Origin of the sequence: Rhizobium sp. rho-13.1 (assembly GCF_007000305.1) — a bacterium.
Lineage (GTDB): Bacteria > Pseudomonadota > Alphaproteobacteria > Rhizobiales > Rhizobiaceae > Rhizobium > Rhizobium rhododendri.
In genome coordinates this window covers 263,524-289,350 of the sequence record NZ_SCFL01000002.1, presented here as the reverse complement: position 1 = coordinate 289,350, position 25,827 = coordinate 263,524, and the positions used below count along the sequence as shown (strand labels likewise).

The 25,827-nt window shown below is 60.9% G+C and carries 24 protein-coding genes; 9 read left to right on the top strand and 15 right to left on the bottom strand.

Annotated features, from left to right (window positions below):
- Window positions 1-10: 10 nt before the first annotated feature.
- Complete coding sequence (locus EQW76_RS07820; protein ID WP_161990931.1) at window positions 11-661, top strand: TetR/AcrR family transcriptional regulator; 651 nt, start codon at window positions 11-13, stop codon at window positions 659-661.
- Here the strand turns inward: EQW76_RS07820 and murJ are convergent.
- The 10 genes from murJ to EQW76_RS07770 all read right to left on the bottom strand — a co-directional run bounded on the left by murJ (window position 651) and on the right by EQW76_RS07770 (window position 15,313).
- The gene (gene murJ / locus EQW76_RS07815) at window positions 651-2,240 is read right to left on the bottom strand and encodes a murein biosynthesis integral membrane protein MurJ (RefSeq protein WP_142823858.1); all 1,590 of its coding nucleotides are present in this window, start codon (window positions 2,238-2,240) and stop codon (window positions 651-653) included. The two genes, EQW76_RS07820 and murJ, sit on opposite strands and share 11 nt — an antisense overlap.
- Window positions 2,237-5,101: a [protein-PII] uridylyltransferase gene (locus EQW76_RS07810; RefSeq protein ID WP_224128604.1), complete on the bottom strand. Its 2,865-nt coding sequence runs from the start codon at window positions 5,099-5,101 to the stop codon at window positions 2,237-2,239. The genes murJ and EQW76_RS07810 overlap by 4 nt, the downstream gene beginning before the upstream one ends.
- Window positions 5,102-5,251: 150 nt before the next feature.
- Window positions 5,252-5,554 (bottom strand): hypothetical protein, encoded by a 303-nt coding sequence (locus EQW76_RS07805; RefSeq protein ID WP_142823856.1) that lies wholly within the window; start codon window positions 5,552-5,554, stop codon window positions 5,252-5,254.
- Between the two features lie 21 nt (window positions 5,555-5,575).
- A complete protein-coding gene (gene mutS / locus EQW76_RS07800) occupies window positions 5,576-8,233 on the bottom strand; it encodes a DNA mismatch repair protein MutS (protein ID WP_142824440.1) in 2,658 nt (885 codons plus the stop codon).
- 207 nt (window positions 8,234-8,440) lie between these two features.
- Window positions 8,441-9,322, bottom strand: a complete 882-nt coding sequence (locus EQW76_RS07795) for an alpha/beta hydrolase (RefSeq protein ID WP_142823855.1) — start codon at window positions 9,320-9,322, stop codon at window positions 8,441-8,443.
- Between the two features lie 123 nt (window positions 9,323-9,445).
- On the bottom strand, window positions 9,446-10,324 hold the full coding sequence (locus tag EQW76_RS07790; protein ID WP_142823854.1) for a GNAT family N-acetyltransferase: 879 nt from the start codon (window positions 10,322-10,324) through the stop codon (window positions 9,446-9,448).
- Window positions 10,325-10,445: 121 nt separating this feature from the next.
- Window positions 10,446-12,728, bottom strand: a complete 2,283-nt coding sequence (locus EQW76_RS07785) for an ATP-binding protein (protein ID WP_142823853.1) — start codon at window positions 12,726-12,728, stop codon at window positions 10,446-10,448.
- 55 nt (window positions 12,729-12,783) lie between these two features.
- A complete protein-coding gene (gene lspA / locus EQW76_RS07780; RefSeq protein WP_142823852.1) occupies window positions 12,784-13,296 on the bottom strand; it encodes a signal peptidase II in 513 nt (170 codons plus the stop codon).
- Window positions 13,293-14,153: an RNA methyltransferase gene (locus tag EQW76_RS07775; protein ID WP_142823851.1), complete on the bottom strand. Its 861-nt coding sequence runs from the start codon at window positions 14,151-14,153 to the stop codon at window positions 13,293-13,295. Before EQW76_RS07775 ends, lspA begins: the two co-directional genes overlap by 4 nt.
- Entirely contained in the window at window positions 14,150-15,313 is a 1,164-nt protein-coding gene (locus tag EQW76_RS07770; protein WP_142823850.1) for a class I SAM-dependent rRNA methyltransferase, read from the bottom strand. The genes EQW76_RS07775 and EQW76_RS07770 overlap by 4 nt, the downstream gene beginning before the upstream one ends.
- A 111-nt stretch (window positions 15,314-15,424) precedes the next feature.
- Here EQW76_RS07770 and EQW76_RS07765 point away from each other — a divergent pair, with 111 nt between their 5' ends.
- Together EQW76_RS07765 and EQW76_RS07760 are read left to right on the top strand one after the other, a co-directional pair.
- Complete coding sequence (locus tag EQW76_RS07765; protein ID WP_142823849.1) at window positions 15,425-15,877, top strand: carbon monoxide dehydrogenase subunit G; 453 nt, start codon at window positions 15,425-15,427, stop codon at window positions 15,875-15,877.
- Between the two features lie 78 nt (window positions 15,878-15,955).
- On the top strand, window positions 15,956-16,363 hold the full coding sequence (locus EQW76_RS07760; RefSeq protein WP_142824439.1) for a GNAT family N-acetyltransferase: 408 nt from the start codon (window positions 15,956-15,958) through the stop codon (window positions 16,361-16,363).
- A 1-nt stretch (window position 16,364) separates the two neighbouring features.
- On the opposite strand, the gene EQW76_RS07755 is transcribed toward EQW76_RS07760, so the two are convergent.
- The 3 genes from EQW76_RS07755 to sppA all read right to left on the bottom strand — a co-directional run bounded on the left by EQW76_RS07755 (window position 16,365) and on the right by sppA (window position 18,127).
- Window positions 16,365-16,697, bottom strand: coding sequence for a LapA family protein (locus EQW76_RS07755; RefSeq protein WP_142823848.1), 333 nt, complete (start codon window positions 16,695-16,697; stop codon window positions 16,365-16,367).
- A gap of 142 nt (window positions 16,698-16,839) precedes the next feature.
- A complete protein-coding gene (locus EQW76_RS07750; protein WP_142823847.1) occupies window positions 16,840-17,145 on the bottom strand; it encodes an integration host factor subunit beta in 306 nt (101 codons plus the stop codon).
- 25 nt (window positions 17,146-17,170) lie between these two features.
- The gene (gene sppA, locus EQW76_RS07745; protein WP_142823846.1) at window positions 17,171-18,127 is read right to left on the bottom strand and encodes a signal peptide peptidase SppA; all 957 of its coding nucleotides are present in this window, start codon (window positions 18,125-18,127) and stop codon (window positions 17,171-17,173) included.
- Between the two features lie 232 nt (window positions 18,128-18,359).
- Here sppA and EQW76_RS07740 point away from each other — a divergent pair, with 232 nt between their 5' ends.
- From EQW76_RS07740 to ptsN, 6 genes are all read left to right on the top strand, one after another.
- The gene (locus tag EQW76_RS07740) at window positions 18,360-19,022 is read left to right on the top strand and encodes an LPS export ABC transporter periplasmic protein LptC (RefSeq protein ID WP_142823845.1); all 663 of its coding nucleotides are present in this window, start codon (window positions 18,360-18,362) and stop codon (window positions 19,020-19,022) included.
- A 14-nt stretch (window positions 19,023-19,036) separates the two neighbouring features.
- Entirely contained in the window at window positions 19,037-19,690 is a 654-nt protein-coding gene (locus EQW76_RS07735) for an LptA/OstA family protein (RefSeq protein WP_142823844.1), read from the top strand.
- Between the two features lie 28 nt (window positions 19,691-19,718).
- Window positions 19,719-20,513, top strand: coding sequence for an LPS export ABC transporter ATP-binding protein (gene lptB, locus EQW76_RS07730; protein WP_142823843.1), 795 nt, complete (start codon window positions 19,719-19,721; stop codon window positions 20,511-20,513).
- Window positions 20,514-20,669: 156 nt separating this feature from the next.
- Entirely contained in the window at window positions 20,670-22,232 is a 1,563-nt protein-coding gene (gene rpoN / locus EQW76_RS07725; RefSeq protein ID WP_142823842.1) for an RNA polymerase factor sigma-54, read from the top strand.
- A 243-nt stretch (window positions 22,233-22,475) separates the two neighbouring features.
- The gene (gene raiA, locus EQW76_RS07720; RefSeq protein ID WP_142823841.1) at window positions 22,476-23,051 is read left to right on the top strand and encodes a ribosome-associated translation inhibitor RaiA; all 576 of its coding nucleotides are present in this window, start codon (window positions 22,476-22,478) and stop codon (window positions 23,049-23,051) included.
- A 67-nt stretch (window positions 23,052-23,118) separates the two neighbouring features.
- The gene (gene ptsN / locus EQW76_RS07715) at window positions 23,119-23,583 is read left to right on the top strand and encodes a PTS IIA-like nitrogen regulatory protein PtsN (protein ID WP_111216405.1); all 465 of its coding nucleotides are present in this window, start codon (window positions 23,119-23,121) and stop codon (window positions 23,581-23,583) included.
- A 267-nt stretch (window positions 23,584-23,850) separates the two neighbouring features.
- On the opposite strand, the gene grpE is transcribed toward ptsN, so the two are convergent.
- On the bottom strand, window positions 23,851-24,486 hold the full coding sequence (gene grpE, locus EQW76_RS07710) for a nucleotide exchange factor GrpE (protein WP_142823840.1): 636 nt from the start codon (window positions 24,484-24,486) through the stop codon (window positions 23,851-23,853).
- Between the two features lie 125 nt (window positions 24,487-24,611).
- Complete coding sequence (gene hrcA / locus EQW76_RS07705) at window positions 24,612-25,700, bottom strand: heat-inducible transcriptional repressor HrcA (RefSeq protein ID WP_142824438.1); 1,089 nt, start codon at window positions 25,698-25,700, stop codon at window positions 24,612-24,614.
- Window positions 25,701-25,827: the final 127 nt, after the last annotated feature.

Here is a 25,827-nt window from a genome sequence, read left to right as displayed (position 1 = left end):
GAAGAAACGCATGCCCACGCGCGACAGGATCCTGGTCGCAGCGCTTTCGCTGTTCAATGAAAAGAGCCCCGGTCGTGTGACTACAGCCGAGATTGCCGGCATGGTCGGGATCAACGAGGGAAACCTTTATTACCACTTCCGCACCAAGGAGTCGCTGATCACCAGCCTGTTTTCAGGGTTCGAGACGGCGGCGGCCGGCTTTGTCACGAGCGCGCACTCCGCTCCTGCCAACGATCCGGCGAGCTATCCCGGCCTTCTGCGCCAGTGGTTTTCGCTCGTTTGGGACTATCGCTTCCTGTTTCGCGACCTTGTCGACCTGCTTGCGGTTGCTCCATCGCTCGCCGAGGCAATCCGGAGTGTCAGCACGCTGATGGGCCACGCGCTGGACGAAATCCTGAAGCGTATGGAAAGCGAGGCCCTGATCACCGTACCAGCCGACGACAGGGCGCCTCTGCTGGCAAATGTGTGGATCGTCGCCACCTACTGGGCCGTGTATCTCAACCTGCAGCAGCGGGTATCGGCGCTCGGAGAGGAGCACCTGGACTGGGGTATCAACCAGGTATCCGCGCTTTTCCGCCCTTATCTCAGCCCCGCCGCAAGGCAGGCATTCGAAGAAATCCGCGAGACAACCCTGTCGCCCCAGGCAGTCGTCACGCTGTAGGCCCCTCATCCTTTGCCACCGGCTTGCGATTGAGGTTTCGGCGAATCATGCCAAGATTTGCGCCGCCGATGAGGAAGGCGGTGGCGAAATAGACAACCATCGAAATGGCGATCAACAAGCCGAGAGTGCCGAGCTTGGTCGGTAGCGATGCACTGGACGCCAGTTCGGGTGCCCAGCGCTGCTTCAGATAAAAGATGACGGCACCCATGACGCAGGCGGCCACGACCAGCAGCGCGGCACGGCGGGCCAGCGCCCATTCCCACACCAGGTGGCCGCGACGCAGGAGCGTGCCAAACAGCAGTACCGTGCTGATCCAGCCTGCCGTCGCCTCGGCCACTGCAATGCCGGGAGCGCCCATATGCGGGAATAGGGTCAGCGCCGTGGCGCAGTTCACAGCGACGGCGACAGCGGAAAAGCGCATCGGCGTTTTCGTATCCTCGCGGGCGTAAAAGCCCGGCTGCAGCGCCTTGATCATGACGAAGGCAGGCAGGCCGATGCCGTAGATGGCAAGGATAGCGCCGACGACGGCGGTGTTCTGCGCGTGGAAAGCGCCGCGCTCGTAGAGCAGCCGGATGATCTCGTCGGAGAGGATCCACAACGCGAAGGCGGCGGGAATGGTCATGAACAGCACGAATTCGATCGAGCGGTTCTGCAGGTTGCCGGCCTCGCGCAGGTTGCCGCCCTTCAGCGAACGGGCAAGTTCCGGCAGCAGCACGACGCCGACTGCGACGCCGACGACACCGAGCGGCAGCTGGTAGATGCGGTCGGCATATTGCAGGGCGGCGATGGCGCCTTCCTGGCTGGAGGCGATGGCCTGGCCGATCATCTGGTTGATCTGGGTAATGCCGCCGGTAATCGCGGCAGGAACTGCCAGAATAAGCAGCCGCTTGACGTTGGGCGTGATTTTCGGAAAGCGGATACCGATCGAGATGCCGGCATGCAGCACGCCGAAATAGACGACAGCCAGCTGCAGGATGCCGGCGACCAGCACACCCCAGGACATATACCAGGCAGTCGAAAGCGGTGGCGCGCCGACATAGAGCGCGTAGAGCAGCGCGCCGATCATCACCACGTTGAGGAAAACCGGCGCGATGGCGGCAGCGAAGAAATGATGCAGCGAATTCAGCATGCCGCTCATCATCGCCGTCAGCGACATGCACATCAGATACGGGAACATCACTGCCGCCATGCGCACCGTGATCGACATCTTGTCGGCATCGTCGGCAAAGCCCGGCGCGATGACAAATCGAACCAGCAGCGGCATGCAGAGTTCCATCACCACGGTGATGAGGAACAGCACGGAAAACAGCACGCCAAAGACTTCCTCGGAAAACCGCTTTGCGCCGTCGATGCCGTTCGCCTCGATCTCCTTGGCAAAAAGAGGCACGAAGGCGGCATTGAAAGCGCCCTCTGCAAAGAGCCGGCGAAACAGGTTGGGAAAACGGAAGGCGGCGTAGAAGACGTCGGCCATCGGCCCGGTACCGAGCGCTGCCGCCATCAGTGTTTCGCGGGCGAAACCAAACATGCGGCTGCCGAGCGTCGCGCCACCGACGGTCGCAAATTTACGTACGAGACTCATGCTGCGGAACCGGCCTTTTCTTCATGATCGTCGAGCGGCGTCTCCGAGGGGGCGATAATGCCCGACGGCATGCGCTGGCGCAGCTCGTCCTCCTCGCCAGCCATCACAGCCTTCAGCCGGGCGATGATGTTGCCGCGCTTGTTCTCGTTGGAAATCTTCTGGCCGACGAGATCGGTGACGTAGAACGTATCGATGACCTTTTCACCGAAGGTCGTGATGCGGGCCGACTGGATGTCCAGCGACAGATCGGAGAGGACCGCCGTCACCTCCGACAAAAGTCCGGTCCGGTCGAGACCCTCGACCTCGACGACGGTGAACTTGTTCGACAGGCTGTTGGAGATCGTTGCCGACGGTGAGACGACGAACGCCTTGCTCTTGCGCTTGAGCTTGGTGCGATTGGCGATCACCTCGGGAAGAAGCTTGCGACCGGACAAAACGTCCTCGATCATCTTGCCGATGGTGGCAGCACGACGCAACTCGTCGGCATCGTCCGGAAACTCGCGACTGACATGGATGGTGTCGAGCGCACGGCCGTCAGCCGTGGTGAAAATCTGCGCGTTGACGATGTTGGCGCCGGACGCCGCACAGGCACCGGCAATCACCGCCAGCAGGCGCGGATGGTCGGGCGACAGGACCGTGATCTCGGTAATGGCGTGGAAACTATCGGTCCGGACCATGGTCGCCAGCACCTGTCCGGCCTTGTCTGTCTGGCGAATGAACCCGGTATGGCGGATCTGGTCTTCCAGGGAGACGGACAGCAGATAGGGCTGGTAGTGCAGCTTGACGTAGGCTTCGCGGTCGTGCTCGCTCCAGTCGGACAGCGCATTGAACAACGCCTCGGCAGCGTATTTGGCGCGTTCGTTTCGCGACACTTCCGAAAAGCCGCCAGCCAGGAGCAGCTCTGTCTCGTAGTATAGCGTGCGCAGCAGCTGGCCCTTCCAGCCGTTCCAGACCCCGGGGCCAACGGCGCGGATGTCGCAGACGGTCAGGATGACCAGCATCTTCAACCGCTCGAGAGACTGCACACGGTCAGCAAAATCGATAATCGTCTTGCGGTCGTTGAGGTCGCGGGTCTGGGCTACCATCGACATCGTCAGATGTTCCTCGATCAGCCAGACGACAAGTTCGGTCTGCTTCGGCGACAGGCCGAAGCGCGCCGCCAGTTTGCGGGCGACCCTTGCGCCGGCAATCGAGTGATCCTCGAGCCGACCCTTGGCGACATCGTGCAGCAGCACGGCGACGTAGAGGGCCTCGCGATCCTCGACATGGGGCATCAGCTTGTTCACGAGCGGATGAATTTCCTCGGCCTTGCCCTTGTCGATCTCCGACAGGATGGCAACGGCGCGGATCAGGTGCTCGTCGACCGTGTAGTGGTGATACATGCTGAACTGCATCATCGCGACGATCTTGCCGAACTCGGGAATGAAGCGGCCGAGCACGCCGGCCTCGTTCATCCGGCGCAGGATCAGCGCCGGATCGCGGGGCGAGGTCAGGATCGACAGGAACAGCCGGTTGGCTTCCTCGTCCTCGCGCAGCCGGATATCGATCAGCGACAGCGAGCGTGTCACCAGCTTCAGCGCATCGGGGTGGAATTCCAAATTGTTGATGTCGGCGACATGAAACAGCCGGATCAGGCTGACAGGATCCCGCTTGAAAACATCGGGATTGGCGAGCGCGATGCGGCCGCGATCCTCGACGAACTCGATAGAGCCGGCGATCTTGCGCGAGCGGTGGGTGAAGCGGCTGAGCACGCCGGACAGCCCCGGCGTTGCCTTGGCCTGCTCGTCCTCCAGAGCGGCACAAAGGATGCGCGTGAGATCGCCGACATCCTTGGTCACCAGGAAATAGTGCTTCATGAAACGTTCGACAGCAGAAAGACCGGGACGGGCGTGATAGCCGAGCGCCTCGGCGATTTCGCGCTGGATGTCGAATGACAGCCGCTCCTCAGCCTTGTTGGTGAGGAAATGCATGTGGCAGCGCACCGCCCAGAGAAAATCGTCGGCCTTTTCGAACAGCCGGTATTCGCTCTTCGAGAGTACGCCAAGCTTGACGAGTTCGATCGTGTTGCGGACGTGATAATAGTATTTCGAGATCCAGAATAGCGTGTGCAGGTCGCGCAGACCGCCTTTGCCTTCCTTGACGTTGGGTTCAACCAGATAGCGGGTATCGCCGGCCTTGCGATGACGCTCGTCGCGCTCGGCCAGTTTGGCAGCAACGAATTCCGGCCCGGTGCCGATGACGATTTCCTTGTCGAAGCGCCCCTCGAGCTCGGTCGCCAGAGGCCGGTAACCGCAAATGAAGCGGGTTTCGAGAATGGCGGTGCGGATCGTCATGTCCGACTTCGACAGGCGAATGCACTCTTCGATGGTTCGGGTGGCGTGACCGACCTTGAAGCCCATGTCCCAGAGAACATAAAGCACGAACTCGACGGCCTTGTGGGTATCGTCCTCGGGCTTTGGCTGGAACAGGAACAGCAGGTCGATGTCGGATCCCGGCGCCAGCGTGTCGCGACCGTAGCCACCGACCGCGGCGACGGCGAACTTGTCCTTCTGGCCGGGGTAGACCTGCGTGACCGCGACATCATAGAGGATGGTGATCAGCTGGTCCTGCAGCCAGGAAATCTCGTGCGCGCAGTCGAGACCGCTGCCATGGGCAAAGAGCCGCAACCGGGCGCGCTCGCGTGCCTCCTGGCTGGCCCTTTTTAGAGGCGGCAAAAGCGCGTTGCGCAGGTCTATCCGGGTGCCCTTGTGTGCGGCGATGACGGCGTCGCATTCGGCCCTGACGGCGGTCACGTCCAGAATGCCGGGATAATCGATGACAGCCATCCTGCGCCGGCCAAGGTGCTTCTCGTTGTCGGCCATCCTCTGCTGGAGCGCCTCACTCTTCGTTGCCATGCGCTATAGCCCTTCTGACTCGCCGATGACAGGCATCATAAAAACCAGAGTGTTTATATTTGACGAAGGTGGACGAAGCCGGTCGCGGGGAGCATCCGTGCACACCTGATGTCCCGCCTAGGCTTCACTGCGGCCTTCAGCGATATTCTTTGCCTCGATAGCCTTCATGTCATTGATATGATAGAGGATCTGTCGAGACTGCGCACCGATTTGTGCCAGCAGTTCGCGGTCGCACTCCCAATAACCGGCAGCCGAAATGCGGGTGGAAATATCCGAGATGCGGCCGCAAGCAAGCACGATGTCAAGCAGGCCACGGGCGGAATGCCACTCGATGGTCGCTTCCGGCTTCGGTCGCGCTTCGGGCATGACGAAACGGTCGGAGAGATTTCGAACTTCGGTGAGCAGTTTTTCGATATGCATGACGCGATCCCGTTTCCGACTTCAGCCGGCCTCACTGAGCTTCTTCTTCAATTCGTAGAGCGCGTCAAGCGCCGCGCGCGGTGTCAGGTCATCGAGGTCGATGGCCCTCAACGCCTCTTCGACCTTGGACGTTCCCCGTGCGCGGGACGCCTCGTCGCGGCGAACCGCCACCTGGAACAGCGGCAGGTCGTCGATCAGCGAGGATGCCGGGTTCTTGCGGTCGGCGTCCTCAAGCCTCGTCAGGACATCGCGGGCGCGCTCCACGACGGAAGCCGGCAGACCGGCCAGTCGCGCCACCTGGATTCCGTAGGAGCGATCGGCGGCACCCGGTCCGACCTCGTGGAGGAAGATAACCTCGCCATCCCACTCCCGGACCCGCATCGTAGCGTTGGCCAGACGCCCGAGTTTTTCCGACAGTGCGGTCAATTCGTGAAAATGTGTGGCAAACAGGCCCCGGCAACGATTGCCTTCGTGCAGGTGCTCGACCGCTGCCCATGCGATCGACAAGCCATCGAAAGTCGCAGTGCCACGGCCGATTTCATCCAGGATGACCAGCGAACGGTCGCTGGCCTGGTTGAGGATGGCCGCTGTCTCGACCATTTCGACCATGAAGGTCGAGCGCCCGCGGGCAAGATCGTCAGATGCACCGACGCGCGAAAACAAGCGGTCGACGATGCCGATATGGGCCGACGTTGCCGGCACGAAGCAGCCCATCTGGGCGAGAATGGCAATCAGCGCATTCTGGCGCAGGAAGGTCGACTTGCCGCCCATGTTCGGGCCGGTCAGCAGCCAGATGGCGCCGTCCCGCGCCCCATCGCGCGGTGAGAGATCACAGTTGTTAGCGACGAAAGGACCTGCCGACTGGCGACGCAGGGCCTGCTCGACCACCGGATGGCGGCCGCCACCGATGGCAAACATTTTCGAATCGTCCACCGTTGGCCGGCAGTAGGCCTGCTCTTCGGCCAGCAACGCCAGGCCGGCGGCGACATCGATGACGGCGAGCGCCCGGGCACCTGCCTTGATCGCCTCGGCCTTGCGAACCACGGCTGCCACCATTTCGTCGAAAGCCTTCAGTTCGATCGCCAGCGCCTGGCCGCCGGCATTGGCAATACGGCTTTCGAGATCGGCCAGTTCCGGCGTCGTGAATCGCATGGCATTCGCCATCGACTGGCGATGGATGAAGCGTCCCTTGGCCTCTGGTGTATCGATCATCGGGCCGGCACTGCCGGCGGTGACTTCGATGAAATAGCCGAGCACATTGTTGTGCTTGATCTTCAGTGACTTGATGCCGGTTTCCTCGGCATATTGCAGCTGCAGCCCGGCGATCACCCGGCGCGACTGATCGCGCAGGGCCCGGACCGCATCGAGATCAGCATCGGCACCCTGTCGCAGAAAGCCGCCATCACGCTTCAACAGCGGCAGCTCATCGGCGAGCGTGCCGGTGAGCAGCGATTCGAGCTCTTTCGGCAGCGTCTTCAGCCCGGCAAGAGCATCGTCGAGTTCGCCCGGCAGCAGCGCTGCGCCCAGCATCTCGGCAATCGCGAAAGCCGCGCCCAGCCCCTTGGCAATCGCAAACAGGTCGCGTGGTCCGCCCCGGTCGAGCGCCAGTCGCGAGAGGGCGCGGGGCATATCCGGCACGTGCTTCAAGGCTGACCGCAGATCGCTGCAGAGGGAGGGCTCCTCGAGCAGGAAGCCTATCGAATCAAGCCGGGCATTGATACGCGCGGGATCCGTCAGCGGTGACATCAGCCGTTCGGCCAGCAACCGAGCACCGCCGCCTGTCACGGTGCGATCGACGGCTTTCAGCAGCGTGCCGTTGCGGTCTCCAGACTGGGTCCGTACCAGTTCCAGATTGGCGCGGGTGGCGGGATCGATGAACAGCGTCGAGGCGCCGCTTTCGCGCTCCGGCCGGCCGAGTGGCGGGCGCTCGGCGATCTGGGTCTTTTCGACATAGGCAACGGCTGCAGCAGCGGCGGCAAGCTCGGCGCGGGTAAAGCTGCCAAATCCGTCGAGCGTCGCGACGCCAAAATAGCGGGTGATACGTCCTTCGGCACTGGCGCTATCGAACAGCACCGATGGCTGCGGCACCGCCACGCGCCCCAGCACATCGAACACGGGCTTGAGCTCCGGATCGTGAAACATCGTGTCGGGCAGGATCAACTCGCGCGGATCGATGCGGATGATGTCGGAGAGCAGACGCGACTGATCGGTCTCGGCCAGCCGGAAAATGCCGGTCGAGATGTCGATCCAGGCGAGCGCCAGCTGCGGCTCGCTGCCGCCACGGATGCGGGTGAGTGCCATCAGATAATTGGATTCGGACGGCGAAAGCAGTTTTTCCTCGGTGATCGTGCCTGGCGTCACCAGCCGCACGACATCCCGCCTGACGACGGATTTGCCACCGCGCTTCTTTGCCTCGGCCGGGTCTTCGATCTGCTCGCAGACGGCGACACGGAAGCCCAACGAGATCAGCTTCTGCAGGTAATCGTCGGAGGCGTGAACCGGCACGCCGCACATCGGGATATCCTGCCCCATGTGCTGGCCGCGTTTCGTCAGCGTGATGCCCAGAGCGCGCGACGCCTCGACGGCATCCTCGAAGAACAACTCGTAGAAATCGCCCATGCGATAGAACAGCAGCGAACCGGGATTGTTCGCCTTGATCTCTATGTACTGCTCCATCATCGGCGTTGCCGACGCGCGGCTTGCGTCAGTGGCAAGCTCGCTTGCCGAGTAAGGCTCGATCCTGGGTGCGATGCGTTCGTTCACTGTGATTTTTCTGTCCCAAAACAAGCCGGCACCCTATCTGCGCGGAGGCGGGCAAGACAACAGCAATCGGGACGACACCACGTATCGCCCACAGGACGTTTTGCGGTTTGCAGCCCCGATGCCCTAGCCGACCGCCAGCACTGCGTCCGCAAAAGCCTCAGGCGCCTCCTGCGGCAGGTTGTGGCCGGCGCCGGGCAAGACCAATCGCTCGTACGGCCCGGTGAAATGAAGATGGACCGCGTCTGCCGGGCTCGGCGGGTCTACTCCATCGTCGCCGCCTTGCAGGACGATGGTCGGCGTCGCGATGGCCGGTTGGGCCGCGAGATGCCGCTCGATCTCCGCGTAGGCGGGGTCACCCGCAACGAGACCGAACCGGTGGCGATAGGAATGGATCACGGTAGCGACAAAATCGGGATTGTCGAAGGCGGAAGCGCTGCGGGCGAACGTCTCCTCGTCGAAGGACCAAGTCGGCGACCACAGACGCCAAAGCAGCCGGCAGAGACCTCGACGGTCGGCGGCCAGCCCAATCCTGCCGCGTTCGCTGTGAAAGTAATACTGGTACCAGAACCGGTATTCCGCCTCCGGCGTGTCCGGTTCCACAGATCTGGCGATGTTCTGGATGTTGTATCCGGTCCCGCCGCTGACCAGTCCCCGCACCCGGTCAGGCCAAAGTGCTGCGACGATGCAGGCTGCGCGACCGCCCCAATCATAGCCCGCAAGAACTGCCGACGGGATCGACAGCGCATCCATCAGGGCCAGCAGATCGGCACCGAGCGCTGCCTGTTCGCCTGAGCGCGGCGTGTCCGGATCGAGAAAGCGGGTTGCGCCATAGCCGCGCAAAAAGGGTACGATACAGCGCTTTCCGGCTGCCGCCAGCCGCTCGGCTACAGCCTCATAGGCATGGGGGTCGTAGGGAAATCCGTGGAGGAGTATGACGGGCGCTCCGTCGACGCGGCCCGTTTCGTAGTAGGCGATGTCCAGAACGCCGGCGACTACAGTTCTCATGACGCTTGCGACCCTCCACTTCACCGCGACAATTCACGCGTGCATTGAAGTTTAGGATGCGTGGCCACCAAGGCAAGGCATTGCATCGATCAAGGTGATGATTTCGTCAAGACCGGCGGGCGTCTAGCTCAGGAAGCGATCCGCCTGCGCGCCGTAGTGGTTGACATAGCGATCGGAAATGCTGGCGATCGGCAGCACGATCAGCACATCGGTGGTATTGAAGGCATGATCGACAACGGCCTGCGTGCCCACCATCGCACCGAGGCGAAGATATCCCTTGATCAGCGGCGGCATCGCCATCAGCGCTTTGCGTGCATTGATCGCCTCGGCCGGCATCAGGTCCATTGTGCGGGCGAGCGAGGGAAGCGCGTCTGCCGCCCATTCACCTTGGGCACGCACGTTGTGGTAGAGGAAAGACAAAGCCAGCGCATGCTCTTCAGGCCGTATGCCTGGGAAGGAAGCGCAGCCGAACATGGCGCCCATGCCGTGTTTCAGCGCGTAGGCCCAATTGCCCTGCCACAAGAGCTCGACGATCCGTTTTGTGCGATAGGCCGGCAGCACGCAGGAGCGGCCGAGTTCCATGAACTGCTTGTCCGCATGACGGGCGATCAGGGCATCGGTGGCAAATTCCGAAGCGGAGTAGAAACCACCGTGGGCCATGGCGACTTCCTGCCGCAGTAGCCGGTACGTGCCGACAATCTGGTCCTCGGTATCGCCTTCGATGGAATGATCGAGCACCAGCAGATGATCGCAGATAGCATCCCAGCTATCGACGTCGCGCTTCAGGCGCATCGCCTCGGCTGGCAACTGGGCGTGCATCTCCTCGACGAATACGCGATAGCGCACCGCCTGGGCAGCGTCGATTTCGCGCTCGTTACGGGCAAGGCGCGTTTCCAGATTACCGATTCGGCCGAACACGTCCCCAGTCACTGGGGCGCTCGTTTTTTTGATATTTTGAACAGTGTCGCCCTGAACTTCGCGATTTAACATTTCGATGGACATGGCGTTTCCCGACTTTGGGTTGTTTGATCGCCATAAAGCAAATTCTTGCGACAAGAAAGTGACATGCTGCGTCGCCAAATGCAAGGCGACGCAGCACCATCGGAAGCGCTAATTGGCAGCTTTACGACAGTCGTGCGAAGTCGACCGTCATTGCAGCTAGCGTCTCGACCTCCTGGATCAGCCGCTGCGGATCGGCGGGCTTTGCAAGCACGATGCTGGCACCGTTCAAAAGCGCGGCGCGGCGGGTTTCATCGCGGCTATCAGCTGTCAGGACGATGACGGGCACCGGCGACAATCCCTGCCGGCGCTCGTGGGCGCGCAGCCGTCCCAGCATTTCGACCCCGTCGCCACCAGGCATCGACAGATCGGTGACGATAATGTCGGGGCGACTGTGGCCGGCATGCCAGGCTCGGTCGAGCAGGCTCTCGACATCCTGCACGACATCGACGGCATGCCCCGCCTTGGTGAGTACAGCGCGCACCAGCATGGCATTGACCGGATCGTCCTCGGCCAACACGATGGAAATTCCGGTACCCTCCGGCAGCTCGGGCAAGGTCATGAAACCGGGCTGGTTGTCATTGATGGCATCCCGTCGCTCCATACCGCGCATCCGGCCGCGCAAGACGTCGATCAGCGATTGCTCGCGCAACGGCCTGATCAGCCAGGCGTCGAACATGTCGAATTCCTCTGCGTTGCGCTGCTCCGGCGTCACCAAGAAAATGCGGCGCAGGCCGGGCGCAATGACACCGAGACGATCGGCGAACTGGGAAAGAAATTGCGGCGCCATGCGATTGTCGACGATGACGTCCGTCGGAGGCCCCTCGGCCTCCATCAGCGTATCCAGCGTGAAATTCCCGGCATCGCCGGCCTCGATCAGCCGGCAGGTGCCGCCAAGCATGCGGATGGTCTCTGCTGTGGCCGTGGCGGCGGGACCGTCCGGGGCAATCAGCAGCACGCGGGAGGATTTCAGCATCGTGGCACGATGGTTCCGACTGAGCTGGTTGGCGGGCAGCTCGACCGGGAACCGCACGATGAACTGGCTACCGACGCCTCTTTCGCTGACGACCGACATCCTGCCGCCAAATTCTTCGACTATGCGGGCGGAAATAGTCAAGCCGAGGCCCGTGCCGCCGCTCTTTTCCGAAGCGTCGCCGGCCTGCTCGAATGCGCCGAAAACGCGGGCTTGTTCTTCGGGCGTCATGCCCGGGCCGCTGTCCTGAACTGTAATGACCAAGTCTCCGTCGTCGTAGGCCGCGCGCACCAATACGCCGCCTCTCTGGGTAAATTTGACCGCATTGCCGATCACGTTGAACAAAACCTGGCGCAATCGTGCGGGGTCGAAGCTCATCAGCTCGGGAATGTCAGAATGAACGGTCGCGCCGATCTCGATGCCCTTCTCATGGGCACGGTGGGCAAGCATCTCGACGACACTCTCGATCAGCCGGCGCAGTGATTCGGCGCGCGGATGGATCTGGAAACGGCCGCTCTCGAGCGTGGAAAAATCCAGCAGGTCCTCGACCAGCTGGACCAGCGCCTGGCCCGATTGGCGTATTCCATCCAGGTAGCTTTCCTGCGCGGGGGTCAATCCCGTCTGGCCGATCAAGTGGCTCATGCCCATGATTCCCGACAGTGGCGTGCGGATTTCATGGCTGACGGTAGCGAGGAGCTGGGATTTTGCCGCGCTCTCATGCTCCGCCTTCAGGCGGGCCTGTTCGCGTTCGCGCGTGGCAAGGCGTTGGTCGGTGATGTCGCGAGCAATGCTCTCGATGCGCAACTGGCCGGAGGCGGGATCGCGCATCATCACATCGCGCCAGGCATAGATGCGCTGCCCCTGCGGCGTGGCGATCTCCACATCGTAATGATCGGGCCGGTCGTCCGGTCGGAAGGCAATACCGATCTCGTCGCAGGTCATGCCTTCGGGTCGCGCCTTGCCCGTCACCAGCCGGAACGTCGCATTGGCGTGGAGAATGCGGCGGTTCAGACCGCGCGTGACGGCGATATCACCGAGGGCGTCGTGGATATCCGACAAGAAATTTAGCGGCTGTGCAGGCTGGTCATTGATCGCAGTTGCGCTTGCGTGCGGTTCAGCTGACGCCAGCGGTGCTGATCTGGTGACCGACCGGCCGATGACGGCCGCAAACAGGACCGCGAGACCAAAGATACCGACAACACCCGCTAGGGCTGCCGCGCCTGCCACGTAGCCTGCGGCAAGCAACAGGCCACCGGCGACAACACCGGCGCCGCCGAGCCATAAGCGGCCTAAACGGCTTGAGGAGAGCCATGCGTCGGGGGCAGTGGATCCGGAATTCTCCACCGGCGTCACGGCAGGGTTACCCGGCGGCTCGCTCAGGCCCTGCCCGAAGGCCGAAGACAGACGTTTCTGGAGATCTGCCGGTGTGTTCATGGTCTCGAATTACCACGACCACCCTTCTCAACGCCTTCCGGAAACCTTTCAAATTTTAGGTTTTGGGCTTTTTCGGAAGCAGCAGTTCATCGAGAATCACGGCGCCTGCGCCGACCGTAATAAAACTGTCGGCCAGGTTGAAGACGGCAAAGGACCACGTTTCGGTGTGGAACAGGATGTAGTCGATGACGTGGCCGTAGAGAAAACGGTCGACCAGATTACCAAGCGCCCCCGATATGATCAGCGCGAAACCGAGATGGGCAAGCCAGCGATCCTTGGCGGCATGGCGCCAGAGATAGAGCACGAAGACCACGATGATCAACCGCATGCCGACGATCAGCCAGCCGTCCAGGCCCGAAAGCATGGAGAAGGCGACGCCGAGATTGTAGGTGCGATAGAGATCCAGCATCGGAATGACGGGGACGGCCTGCTGCAGCGGCAGGTAATGGTCTACGGCGATCTTGATCGCCTGATCGAGTATGACGGCGATGACGACGAAGATCAGGATCGGCAGCGGCCTGGAGAACAGTGCTTGCCGCTGCGGTGCGGTGGAGCTGACTTCGGTCATCTTGCCTCGCTGAGCGTCAGGACATGTCGGCGGGCCTCAAACAGCATCACGGCTGTCGCCACCGCAAGGTTGAGAGAATCGGCACGTCCCTGTTGAGGAATCCGCGCCAAGGCATCCGCCTGGGTCGCGAGAGCTTCCGGCAGGCCGGATTGCTCGTTGCCCATCAGCAACACGATTGGCCTCTTCTTGTAATCGATGGTGCGGTAGTCGACGGCGCCGGCCAGATGGGTGGCGACGACGGAAACGCCGGCGTTCTTCTTCCAGACGAGAAATTCGTCGACCGTCGCATGGGTGACGGGCACGGCGAACACCGAGCCCATGGTGGCGCGCACGGTTTCCAGCGAGAACGGGTCGGTCGTCTCGCCGACAAGGATGACACCGGCGGCGCCTGCAGCATCGGCTGTCCTGATGATCGTGCCGAGGTTGCCGGGATCGCGGACGCGGTCGAGCGCCACATAGGTCTCGCCCGCCTTAGGCCGGATGTCCTTCAGGGCCCGCCAGCGCTGATCGAAGATACCAACGACCATTTGCGGATTGTCGCGTCGGGTGATGCTAGACAGCACCTTTTCGTTGACCTCCAGCACGAGCCCGCCGGAGGCCACCGTGCGGGCTGCCATCTTGTCGACAAGCGGCTTGCCCTTGGCGGCCTTGGCATAAACCAGCGTGCGGATGGTCCAGCCGAGCTCGATGGCGTCGATCACCAGCTTCAGGCCTTCGGCCATGAAGGTACCGGTTTCCTGACGCGCCTTCTTGTCGGTCAGCGCCTTGATGTCCTTGATGATGGGATTGGCAAGCGAGGTCACTTCCTTGACCTGGCCGACCCGGCGCGCGCCCGTGTCGCGAAAATCGTCGTTCATTGCGGCACCCAGCGGCTGAAAAGAGAAGTGGAGAGTGCCCTGCCCGGCTGCTTGCCGTCGAGGCCGGTCTCGCGAATGACCAGTTCGCCGGATTCGACGACGCCAGCGGCACCGCGCATGGTTTCGCGCATCAGTTCATGGATCGAGTAGAAGCTGGCGCGGATCGAATAGGCGGTCAGCACGAGGCCGAGGGCGTCGGGCGACAGGATTTGCCGGCAGATATCCAGCATCATCGGCAGATGCTCGAAAAGGTGCCAGACTTCGCCGTTCGGGCCGCGGCCAAATTTCGGCGGATCGGTCAGAATGATATCGTAAGTATTGCCGCGCCGTTCCTCACGCAGGATGAACTTCATTGCATCCTCGCAGATCCAGCGGATCGGCAGCTTCTCCATATGACCGAGAGCCTGGTTCTCGCGACCCCAGCCGATTGCCTTCTTGGAGGCATCGACATGGGTGACCTCTGCACCGGCCCGGGCTGCCACCAGCGAGGCAACGCCGGTGTAGCCGAACAGGTTCAGCACCTTTAGCGGCCGTTTCGAGGCCTCGATCTGCTGTTTCATCCATTCCCAGTGAACGATCTGCTCGGGGAAGACGCCGACATGGCGGAACGACGTGAAGCGGCCATGAAAATCGACGTCGAGCAGTTGCAGCGGCCATGTTTCGCCGAGCGCTGCGCGGGGAAAGCGCCAGCGTCCCATGCCGTCCTCTTCCGTATCACCGGTAAAGATGGCATCGGCATTCTCCCAGACCGAAGCAGGCAAAGTCGGCGGCCAAAGCGCCTGGGCCTCGGGGCGAACGATCCGGTAGGGGCCGTATTGCTCGAGCTTCAGCCCGTTGCCCATGTCGATGAGGTGGAAATCGCCAGCGCCAGAGGATTCCAGGATGATCGGCACGCGCTCTGGCGGTCGCTCGCCGCTGCGCACCAACAAAGGACGCTCAGCAGCGGCGGGTCCACCTTGGGTTTCGGCGATGCGCTCACTGCGCGCGGCTTCCGCACGGGGTGTCGCCTCGCGGGGACGCTCTTCGCGCACCGGCCTCGTGTCGCGCGCAGGTTGGGCATAGGGCTTGGCGCGGCCGCTCGGGGCATCCGCGCGCGGGGCTTTGCCACCTGGGCCAGCGCTCGACCGTTGTCCAGGCCGGCGTTCCTTTTGTTTCACCATTGTTGTCTCGATATTGACGTCGGCGTGCAAATAGCATCTGGGCGGCTCTTGGCAAAGCGCTTTCCGATCTGCAATTGTCGGCCGAAGTGCAGGCATGAAGGGAGATGGACGATGGACATGACCGGCGAAGTGCGGATTTCCGCAACCAGAGATGCCGTGTGGGCCGCGCTCAACGACCCCCAGATCATCAAGCAGTGCATTCCACGCTGTGAAAGCTTCGAGCGGGTGTCGCCAACGGAGTTTGTCGCCCTGATCAAATTCCGCATCGGCCCGCTGTCTGCCTCGTTTCATGGGGATGTTAAGCTCTCCAACATCAATGCACCCGACAGCTACACCATCGAGGGCGAAGGCAGGGGCGGCATCGCCGGCTTTGCCAAGGGCGGCGCCGACGTGGTGCTCGAGGCAGACGGCGCGGAGACGATCCTGCACTATACAGCGCGCGGCGAGATCGGCGGCCGGATTGCCCATATGGGCTCGCGACTGATCGATTCCAGCGCCAAGAAGCTGGCCCAGCAATTCTTCGATGACTTCAACGCTGCAATCAATGGCAAGATCGAAGCTTAAAGACAGGCTCTATCCCAAGGCATCCGCTTGACGACACGACAATGGAATATCCGACCGGCGGTCGATGGCGATCAGCCGATGCTTTCAGATATCTATCTGAAGGCTCGGCGCGCGACATTTACCTGGGTCGATCCCGCCCGCTTCCTCCTCGAAGACTTCGCCACTCACTCGAAGGGCGAAAGCATTTTCGTCTGTGAGGATGCTGATGGGACGATTGCAGGGTTTATCGCTATTCTCGATGCGGACGCGTTCATCCACATGCTCTACATCCGCGCGGAATGGCAGGGCGCCGGAGCGGGAACGGCCTTGCTGCAGGCATTGCCCGGATGGCCGCGGCGACGTTACCGCCTGAAATGCCTGGTGAAGAACAAGGCTGCCCGGAGCTTTTACGAGCAAAGAGGGTTTGTCGTGACCGGCCTCGGTACATCCGCCGAGGGCGACTACAACGACATGGTGTTCAGGCCGGTTACAGACTGGAATTTGTAATTCACTTTGCCGGCAGATGGCCGGCGATCTGTTCAGCGCGATTGCGATGGCGGTCAGCCTCGGCCTGCCAACGGACGGCCTCGCGGGCTTCCGTGCGGGCACGTTTACGATAACGCCCCTGCGTGAACCACGTCGCAGCCGAGCCGATCACCATACCGAGAATCAGTGTCACGAAAAGGAACACGAATAACGGTGCGCTGAGAGACAGGACCTGATCTTCGGGGCGAAACGGATTGAATGCCATCGTCACAAGCTGCCGGTTGGCGACGCAGAAGATGATGAGGATGATGCCGATCGGCAGCAGCACCAACATGTTGACGATCTTCTTTGCCATTCACAGTCTCCTTGTCGACGACAGGCAATCTGGCGCTACCGTTATTAGGCACCATACCGGCTTTCTGACGTTCCTCTTCATCCCGGCGACAGGATAAGAACGATTGGGGCAACTTCAAGAGGCAACGGCTTGGATAGCGGTCTCAGCTGTCGTCGTCTTCGTCATGGCTGCCAGGATTGAGGCGCTCGCGGAGCTCCTTTCCAGTCTTGAAGAACGGTACCCATTTTTCCTCAACGAAGACCGTATCGCCGGTGCGCGGGTTGCGACCGGAGCGCGACGGGCGGTTTTTAACCGAAAAAGCACCGAAACCACGCAGCTCGACCCGGTTACCGCCAGCCAGGGCATCCGTGATCTCGTCGAGGACCGCATTGACGATATTCTCGACGTCACGGTGATAAAGATGCGGATTTCGCGCCGCAACGATCTGCACCAATTCCGATTTGATCACGGTGGCCCCCTAAATCATTGATTTATCAATGCGCATCACCCTGCCAAACAGAAAGCAGGCCGTCAAGAAACAACTTCTCAGACAACAGCTTCTGCGCGCCATCACCCTTAACAAAATCGCCATAACCGAGCAATGTGATGAGATCGGCCGCAGCGCCGGGCAGGAAGAATGGTGATGTGCGGCGTGGCGCATCCCAATCGACGACAGGCAAGTCCTTGGCGACCTTTCGCGTTTCGAGATAGGCGCGGATGTCATCGTCGCCGCCGAGACTGTCGACCAGCTTGTTTGCCAGCGCCTGACGACCGGTGAAGATGCTGCCATCGGCCAGCTTCAGGACCTGATCGCGCGGCAATTTACGGCGATCCGCAACGAGATCGACGAACCAGCCATAGCTGTCCATCACCATATTGTTGATCATCGCCTTGGCCTCGTCGCTCGGCGGATGAAACGGCGAAGGCTCGGCCTTCATCGGCGACGACTTGATCGCCTCCATGGAGACACCGAGTTTGTCGAGCAGATCCTTGACCTGAGGATATTGGAGGAGCACACCGATCGAGCCGGTGATCGACGTATCGCCGGCAACGATCGTGTCTCCGGCAGCGGCGACGAGGTAGCCAGCCGATGCGGCCATCGTCCGGATATCGGACACGACCGGCTTCTTGGTAGCCACCGCGCGGATAGCCTTGAATATGCGCTCACCGCCATAAGTGGTACCACCCGGCGATGAAATCGACACGATCAGTGCCTTGACTTGGTTGTCGTCCTCGATCGTCTTCAGGCGCTCCAGAAGTTCCTTATCATCCTGGATGACGCCGGTGATTGCGACGCGAGCGATCTGCGGCTTGCGGCCGGCACCGAGTTCGCCACCGGCAAAACGATATAGCGCAAAGCCGAGACCGACCAGCAGGAGGACTGCAACGATGCGCCAGAAGCTTAACTTGCGGCGTAATTGTCGACGGTCCGCAATTGCAGAACTCTCCATGAGGTCCTATTTCCTTTTATGACAATAACCAGATAATCGCCGAGAGCGCGGCGTTGTTAACTTAAAGCAGCATATGGTCGACGGACAGATGACGTCGTCGTTTGCATCCGATGCCTTTTGTTGCCGAAAAAAATGCGTATTGGCAAGCTAATGCAAGCGTGCGAAATGTGATTGCAAGCCTATAAGTGCGCTGCACAAACTGCGCTGCCGGAACCAGAGAGACGGACCGCCGATGTCAAACACTGCCGAATCAACCGGCCCGGGCCGCCAATTGACGCCCGAACTGCGCGCCTACGACGCCGCGGTCGCCAACTCGGGACGTGTCCGCCGACTGAAAATCCTGCTGCCGATCGCAGCCGTCATCATCTCGCTGATTTTCATTACCATCTCGGTGGTGCGCGCCTACATGCCGGAAAACATCTCGATCCAGGGCGCATCCATCGAGGACGGCAAGATCGTCATGCAGAGACCGGCGATTGCCGGGCGCAACTCCGACGGCATCAACTACTCCATGCTTGCGGAAAAAGCGCTGCAGGACATCAAGAACCCGAACTTGATAACGCTGAAAAACATCAAGGCAGCCATGCCCGTCAGCGACGGTGTCGCGCATGTCACCGCCCTTAGCGGCGACTTCGACCGTGCTGCCGATACCATGAAGCTGACGGAGCCCTTTACCGTCACGCTCGACAACGGCCTGCGTGCGGAATTCAAGGGCGCCTTCCTCGATATCAAGGGCGGATCGCTCGTTACGCAACAGCCCGTCGCAATCTTCAAAGGCCTCGCGTCAATTGTTGCACAGTCGCTCAAGATGACGGATAAGGGAAATGTAATCGAATTCGACGGACAGGTGAAAATGCACATCGATGCTTCCACCATCCACAATACGGGCAGCTAACCGCCGGGCGGACCATGACAAACGATTGTCGCATGCACTTTTCCAACACTGGTCTCCGTCAAGCCGCTCTGGCCGGCGCGATTGGCATTTTCGCGTTGATGACAGCGGTAGGCGCCAGCGCCCAGCAGTCGACCACCACCAAGATGACTGGCCTGAATCTCAACAAGGACCAACCGATCCAGATCGAAAGCGACAAGCTGGAAATCCATGATTCGGAAAGCAACGCCGTGTTCACCGGCAAGGTCAACGTCGTCCAGGGCACGACGACGATGAAGGCCGGGAAAATGATCGTCTTCTACAAGAAGAAGCCGCAGCCGGATGCCAACGGCAAGCCGGCACCCGTGGCCGAAACGAAGAAGCCAGCTGCGGGTAACTCGGTCGTTTCCGGAGATACCGATATCGACCACATCCTGGTGTCCGAGAAGGTCTACCTGACCTCCGGCACCCAGACCGCGACGGCTGATAATGGATCCTTCGACATGGCAGCCCAGCTCGCCATCCTCAAGGGCGACAAGGTCATCCTGACGGACGGTCCCAATGTGTTCACCGGCTGCATGCTGACAGTTCACATGGACACCGGTGAAGCTCAGCTCGACAGCTGCGGCGGCCGCGTACAGATCCAGCTCGATCCGAAGTCAAAGCAGCCTGCCGCTGCCAAGACGAACTGATCGCGACCTTTGAGTGACAGCGCCAGACATGACCACTAACTTCGGCACCTCCGAGCCGTCAGCCTCGACGCAAGCCCCTTCCGGCGACAAGGCCCGCTATCAGGGCACGCTGATTGCCCGCGGACTGACCAAGACCTATCGGACGCGGCGTGTCGTCAACGGCGTTTCGCTCGTCGTCCGGCGCGGCGAGGCCGTTGGCCTGCTCGGCCCTAACGGGGCCGGCAAGACGACCTGTTTCTATATGATCACCGGACTGGTTCCGGTCGATGAAGGCACCATCGAAATCGATGGCAACGATGTGACGACGATGCCGATGTACCGCCGCTCGCGGCTGGGCGTCGGCTACCTGCCGCAGGAAGCCTCGATTTTTCGCGGGCTGAGCGTCGAGGAAAACATCCGCGCCGTTCTGGAAGTCCATATCAAGAGCAAGGACGAGCGCGAAAGCAAGCTCGATGACCTGCTCGAGGAATTCCACATCCGCAACCTACGCACCATGCCGGCCATAGCCCTTTCCGGGGGTGAGCGCAGGCGCCTGGAAATTGCCCGCGCTGTCGCCACCGACCCGACGTTCATGCTGCTCGACGAGCCTTTCGCAGGCGTCGATCCGATCTCGGTTTCGGACATTCAGAACCTGGTGCACCATCTGACAGCGCGTGGCATTGGCGTGCTGATCACCGACCATAATGTCCGCGAGACACTGGGACTTATCGACCGCGCCTACATCATTCATGCGGGAGAAGTGCTGACGCATGGGCGAGCCCACGACATCGTTAATAATCCTGAGGTTCGCCGGCTCTACCTTGGCGACAATTTCAGCCTCTGATAGATTATTCTGGCACAGAAATTAGCCTCTGCCCCCGACATGCCCTTGACCAAACCCAATAAAAAAGCAATTTTTGGGCCAGTTGGAAAAGGCTGACCGTTTTTAAGCGGTATCAGCGTTTTCCAGGAGGGATTGAAGGGGAGTTCTGCGTCCGTCATGGCCTTGTCCGCCAATCTTTTCCTGCGCCAGAGCCAAAGTCTGGTCATGACGCCGCAGCTGATGCAATCCATTCAGCTGCTCCAGATGACACATCTGGAGCTCAACCAGTTCATCGCACTGGAAGTCGAAAAGAATCCGCTGCTCGAATTTTCATCGAATGACGGCGAATTGGGCAGCGGCAACAGCCGCGAGCCTGAAGAAGAGGCACGCGGCGTTTCCGAGGATGGCCGAAGTGAAGAAGGTCCCGAGCGAAACTCAGGCGAGCTTGCAAGCGACTGGTACGAGAGCAGCAACACCGGCCATGCCGAGCGGCTGAACGACGAGCTCGACAGCAATTTCAGCAATGTCTTTCCAGACGACGGACAGCCGCAGCGCCTGGACGCGCCCGAGCTCGTCAGCCAGTGGAAGTCGATGCCCGGCAACACCGAGGCAGCCGAACGCTACGATCTCGACGACTTCGTCGCCGGCCAGATTTCGCTCCGCGACCATCTCAACCAGCAGATACCCTTCGCTTTGCCAGCCAGCGCCGACCGAATGCTGGCCGAACACCTGGTCGATCAACTGGACGATGCCGGTTATTTCCGCGGCGAAGTTGCCGAGACGGCTGCGCGCGTCGGAACTGCATGCGCGGAGGTCGAGCGCGTGCTTGCCTGCCTGCAGACTCTCGATCCGCCCGGCGTCTTTGCGCGGTCGCTCTCGGAATGCCTGGCGATACAGCTTCGCCAGAAGGACCGGCTGGATCCGGCCATGGATCAGCTCCTGCAGCATCTTGAGCTGCTCGGCCGACGAGACTTTGCGACGCTGAAACGGCTCTGCGGCGTGGACGAGGAAGATCTTCTCGACATGATGGGCGAGATCCGCCAGCTTAACCCGAAGCCCGGCAGCAGCTTCGAGACCGGCATGTCCGAAGCCATTACGCCCGACATCGTCGTTCGTGCAGCCCAAGACGGAAGCTGGCAGGTCGAGCTCAATCCGGACACCCTGCCACGGGTACTGGTCAACCAGTCCTACTTCGCCAAGATATCGAAGACCGGTGACGATTACTCCTTCCTGTCCGAGTGCCTGCAGACCGCCAACTGGCTGACGCGCAGCCTCGACCAGCGCGCCAAGACGATCATGAAGGTGGCGACGGAAATCGTCCGGCAGCAGGACGCATTTCTGGTGAACGGTGTCAGCCAGCTGCGGCCGCTGAACCTCAAGACCGTTGCGGATGCCATCAAGATGCACGAATCGACGGTGAGCCGCGTCACCTCCAACAAATACATGCTGACGCCGCGCGGACTGTTCGAGCTGAAATATTTCTTCACCGTCTCGATCAGCGCAGTCGAGGGCGGCGACAGCCATTCTGCGGAGGCCGTGCGCCATCGCATCCGGCAGTTGATTGTCCAGGAGGCTCCCGACAGCGTACTGTCGGACGACGACATTGTCGACAACCTCAAGAAGAATGGTGTCGAGCTTGCGCGGCGTACGGTGGCAAAATACCGGGAGGCCATGAACATCCCCTCCTCCGTTCAGCGTCGCCGCGAAAAGCGTGCACTGGCCAGGGTTGCAGGCTTCTAGAGCCTGGAATTTCAACCTTTAGGTGTTCATCTGCCTAGGTTCGCGGCGGGCCTGTTGACTCTTTCATGCGGCAGCGCTAGAAGCCCGCCGCAATCGGTGCAAGGCATCACCACACACAGGAATCTCGCTTTTCAGCGCATGTCGGCGATCCAGGCTTTTTGTCAAAGATCGTGCGAAGTGCTTGGATGAGAAGGACGCTTGGCGTAAGCTGACAGGCGCAACCACTACAAAAAGGGAAACTCCATGAGTGTGCGTGTATCCGGTAAACATATGGAAATCGGCGAATCCTTCCGTCAGCGGATCGAAGAGCAGATCGATATGGCAGTCACCAAATACTTTGACGGAGGGTATTCGGGGCAGGTCACGGTGCAAAAGTCCAGCTCGCGCTTCGCGGCGGATTGCAAGCTTCATCTCGACAGCGGCGTCATCCTGCACGCGGCCGGCGAAGCGATGGATCCGCAACTGGCCTTCGATGCCGCACAGCAGCGGATCGAGAAGCGCCTGCGCCGCTACAAGCGCCGCCTGAAGGATCACCACGCTACCAATCCGGCAGACGATGCTTTTGGTGAAGTCGCTTACACCGTGATGGACGGCATGCCGGATGAAGACCATGAGGTCGCCGAGGATTTCGCGCCCGCAATCATCGCCGAGAGCTCGAAGCAATTGAAGACGATGTCGGTTGCGTCGGCCGTTATGGCGCTCGATATGACCGACGAACCGGTGCTGATGTTTCGGAGCACCGGCAAGGAACTGAACATCGTCTATCGTCGTCATGACGGCAACATCGGCTGGATAGACGCAGCCAGCATCAAGGGCTGAGACAGCACGGAGAGCGGCGGTTCCGCCGCCGCTCTTCGGGAGCATCCCGGCACACGAGGAAAAAAGAATGGCTTTGGCAGATTTGCTGCAGCAAGATGCGATCATCCCTGCCTTGAAGGCAAATTCCAAGAAACAGTTGCTTCAGGAAATGGCGGCCAAGGCCGCCAAGCTGACGGGACTGTCGGAACGGGATATCTTCGAAGTAATCTTGCAGCGTGAACGTCTCGGTTCAACGGGCGTGGGCAATGGCATTGCCATCCCGCACGGCAAGCTGCCAAGCGTCAAGACCATCACCGGCGTCTTCGCGCGGCTGGATTCAGCCGTCGACTTCGAAGCGCTGGACGACCAGCCGGTCGATCTCGTCTTCCTGCTGCTTGCACCCGAGGGCGCCGGCGCCGACCATTTGAAGGCGCTTTCGCGCATCGCCCGCGTGCTGCGAGACCAGGATCTCGTCGCCAAGCTCAGGGCCACCGAATCAGCCTCGGCGATCTACGCGTTCCTCAACGAGGAACAGGCCTCTAACGCGGCGTGACGTTTCGGTTACCGCGCAAAACTGCGCGGGCCTGAACCAAAGGCTCGCGCCAATCCCTGCTACTTAGATTCATCTCGTTAGACATCCCGAGCTCACTCCTCCGCTTGCCGCAGGGCATCGGCAACCGCCACCTGCGCGGTTATAGAGCGCTGCGGTGAGCAAGAGATCCCGCGCCGTCTAAGCGGCGTTGTGGATCCCCGCCACGAGGGCGGGGATTAGAAGGAACGGGCAGCAGCCAATTGTCATTGAAATCTGGCTGCTGAAAAATCAGGCGTCTTTTTCGTCGAACGGGCTGTTGGCGCCGACTTCCACATCTACGGCCTTCGGACCGCCCTTGGCGACGCCTACCATTGCCGGGCGCAGGATGCGTTCGCCGATGCTGTAACCGTCCTGTACGACCTGCACGACAGTGTTGTTCGGCACTTCCGTGTTGGGGATCTCAAACATTGCCTGGTGGAAATTCGGATCGAACTTCTGGCCGACCGGCTCAAGCTTGCGGACGCCATGGCGCTCCAGGGTGGACAGCATCGAGCGTTCCGTCATCTCGACGCCTTCCATCAGCGTCGACAGACCTGCATCGGCATTTTCGCGGACGTCTGCCGGGATGGCATCGATAGCGCGGCGCAAGTTGTCCGAGACGGCCAGCATATCGCGCGCAAAGCCTGCGACGGAATAGGACTTGGCATCCTTGACTTCCCGCTCGGTGCGACGACGCAGGTTGTCCATTTCTGCAGCAAGCCGCAGGTAACGGTCACGAAGCTCGGCATTTTCGCCCTTCAGGACCTCGACGGGATCCGGCTCCGACGGCGCTGTCTCGGCAGCATCGTCCACATCAGGCGCGAACTCTTCGAGGTTCTCGTTGGGCGTTGCGTCGTGTGTATCATTGGTCGTGTCGACGATCATGACGGTCTCCGAATTGCGTGGTCTCTAGGATGTGCCCGATATCGAGGTTTGACTTCGAAAAATCAAGGCTTGCCGATGAAGAAGCGGCGATTTGCCGGCAATCGCCGCGATTGAATGGGGAGGCGCTACAATCCGTTGCGCGACAGGCGTGAAATCAGCTGGGCGGTATAATCGACCATCGGCACGATCTTGGCGTAGTTCAGTCGCGTCGGGCCGATAACGCCGACGGCACCAACGATCTTATCGTCGCCGTCGCGATATGGCGCAACGATCAGCGACGAGCCTGACAGCGAAAACAGCTTGTTTTCAGAACCGATGAAAATGCGCACGCCCGGGCCGGTTTCGGCGAGATCGAGCAGTTCGATCAGGCTGTCCTTCTTTTCGAGATCGTCGAAGAGCATGCGCAGCCGGTCGAGATCTGCGGCATCGGCAAGGCCATCCAGCAGATTGGCGCGGCCGCGGACGATCAGTTGTCCCGGCTTGCTGGCGTCGTCGTCGCCGGACCAGACAGCAATGCCACGCTCGACCAGATCCTGCGACAGCACGTCGAGTTCGTGGCGCACGTCGTTCTTCAGGGTCTGGAGCTGCTTGCGCAACGTCGGCAGCGTCTGGCCGGTCATGTGGGCGTTCAGAAAATTAGCCGCCTCCGTCAACTGCGACGACGTGATGCCGGCGGGTAGCTCGATGATCCGGTTTTCCACCTGATCGTGGTCTCCGACGAGCACGGCCAGCGCCTTGGTCGGCTCCAGGCGGATGAATTCGACATGCTTCAGGACCGGATCGCTCTTGTTGGTGATGACGATACCGGCACCGCGCGAAATGCCCGAGAGCATCTGGCTGGCTCCCGACATTACCGACTGCATCGGCTGGTCGCGGTTGCTGCCGCGGATCTGCCGGTCGATCGTGGCGCGGTCTTCGGCCGAGAGATCGCCGACCTGCATGAAACCGTCCACGAAGAACCGTAGGCCGATCTGGGTCGGCAGCCGGCCGGCGCTGATATGCGGCGAATAGATAAGGCCTAGCTCTTCGAGATCGCCCATCACGTTGCGGATGGAGGCTGGCGAGAGCGAAATCGGGAGCAGTTTCGACAGGCTGCGCGAACCGAGCGGCTCGCCATGTTCGAGGTAGCTTTCGACGATGCGACGAAAAACTTCCTTCGATCTTTCGTCGAGTGCCGAAACGGCGTCCGAAATCGACGATGTCAAAAATCCCATTTCGCCGTGGTGCCCCTGCATTGATCCTTTCCAAGTATAGCTGCTCATCCCGCAATGACAAAGGAAAATGCCATCATCGGCGGCCGGCCGGCGCAGGCCGCTTTTTCTTTGCAAAAGCGGGCCGTCA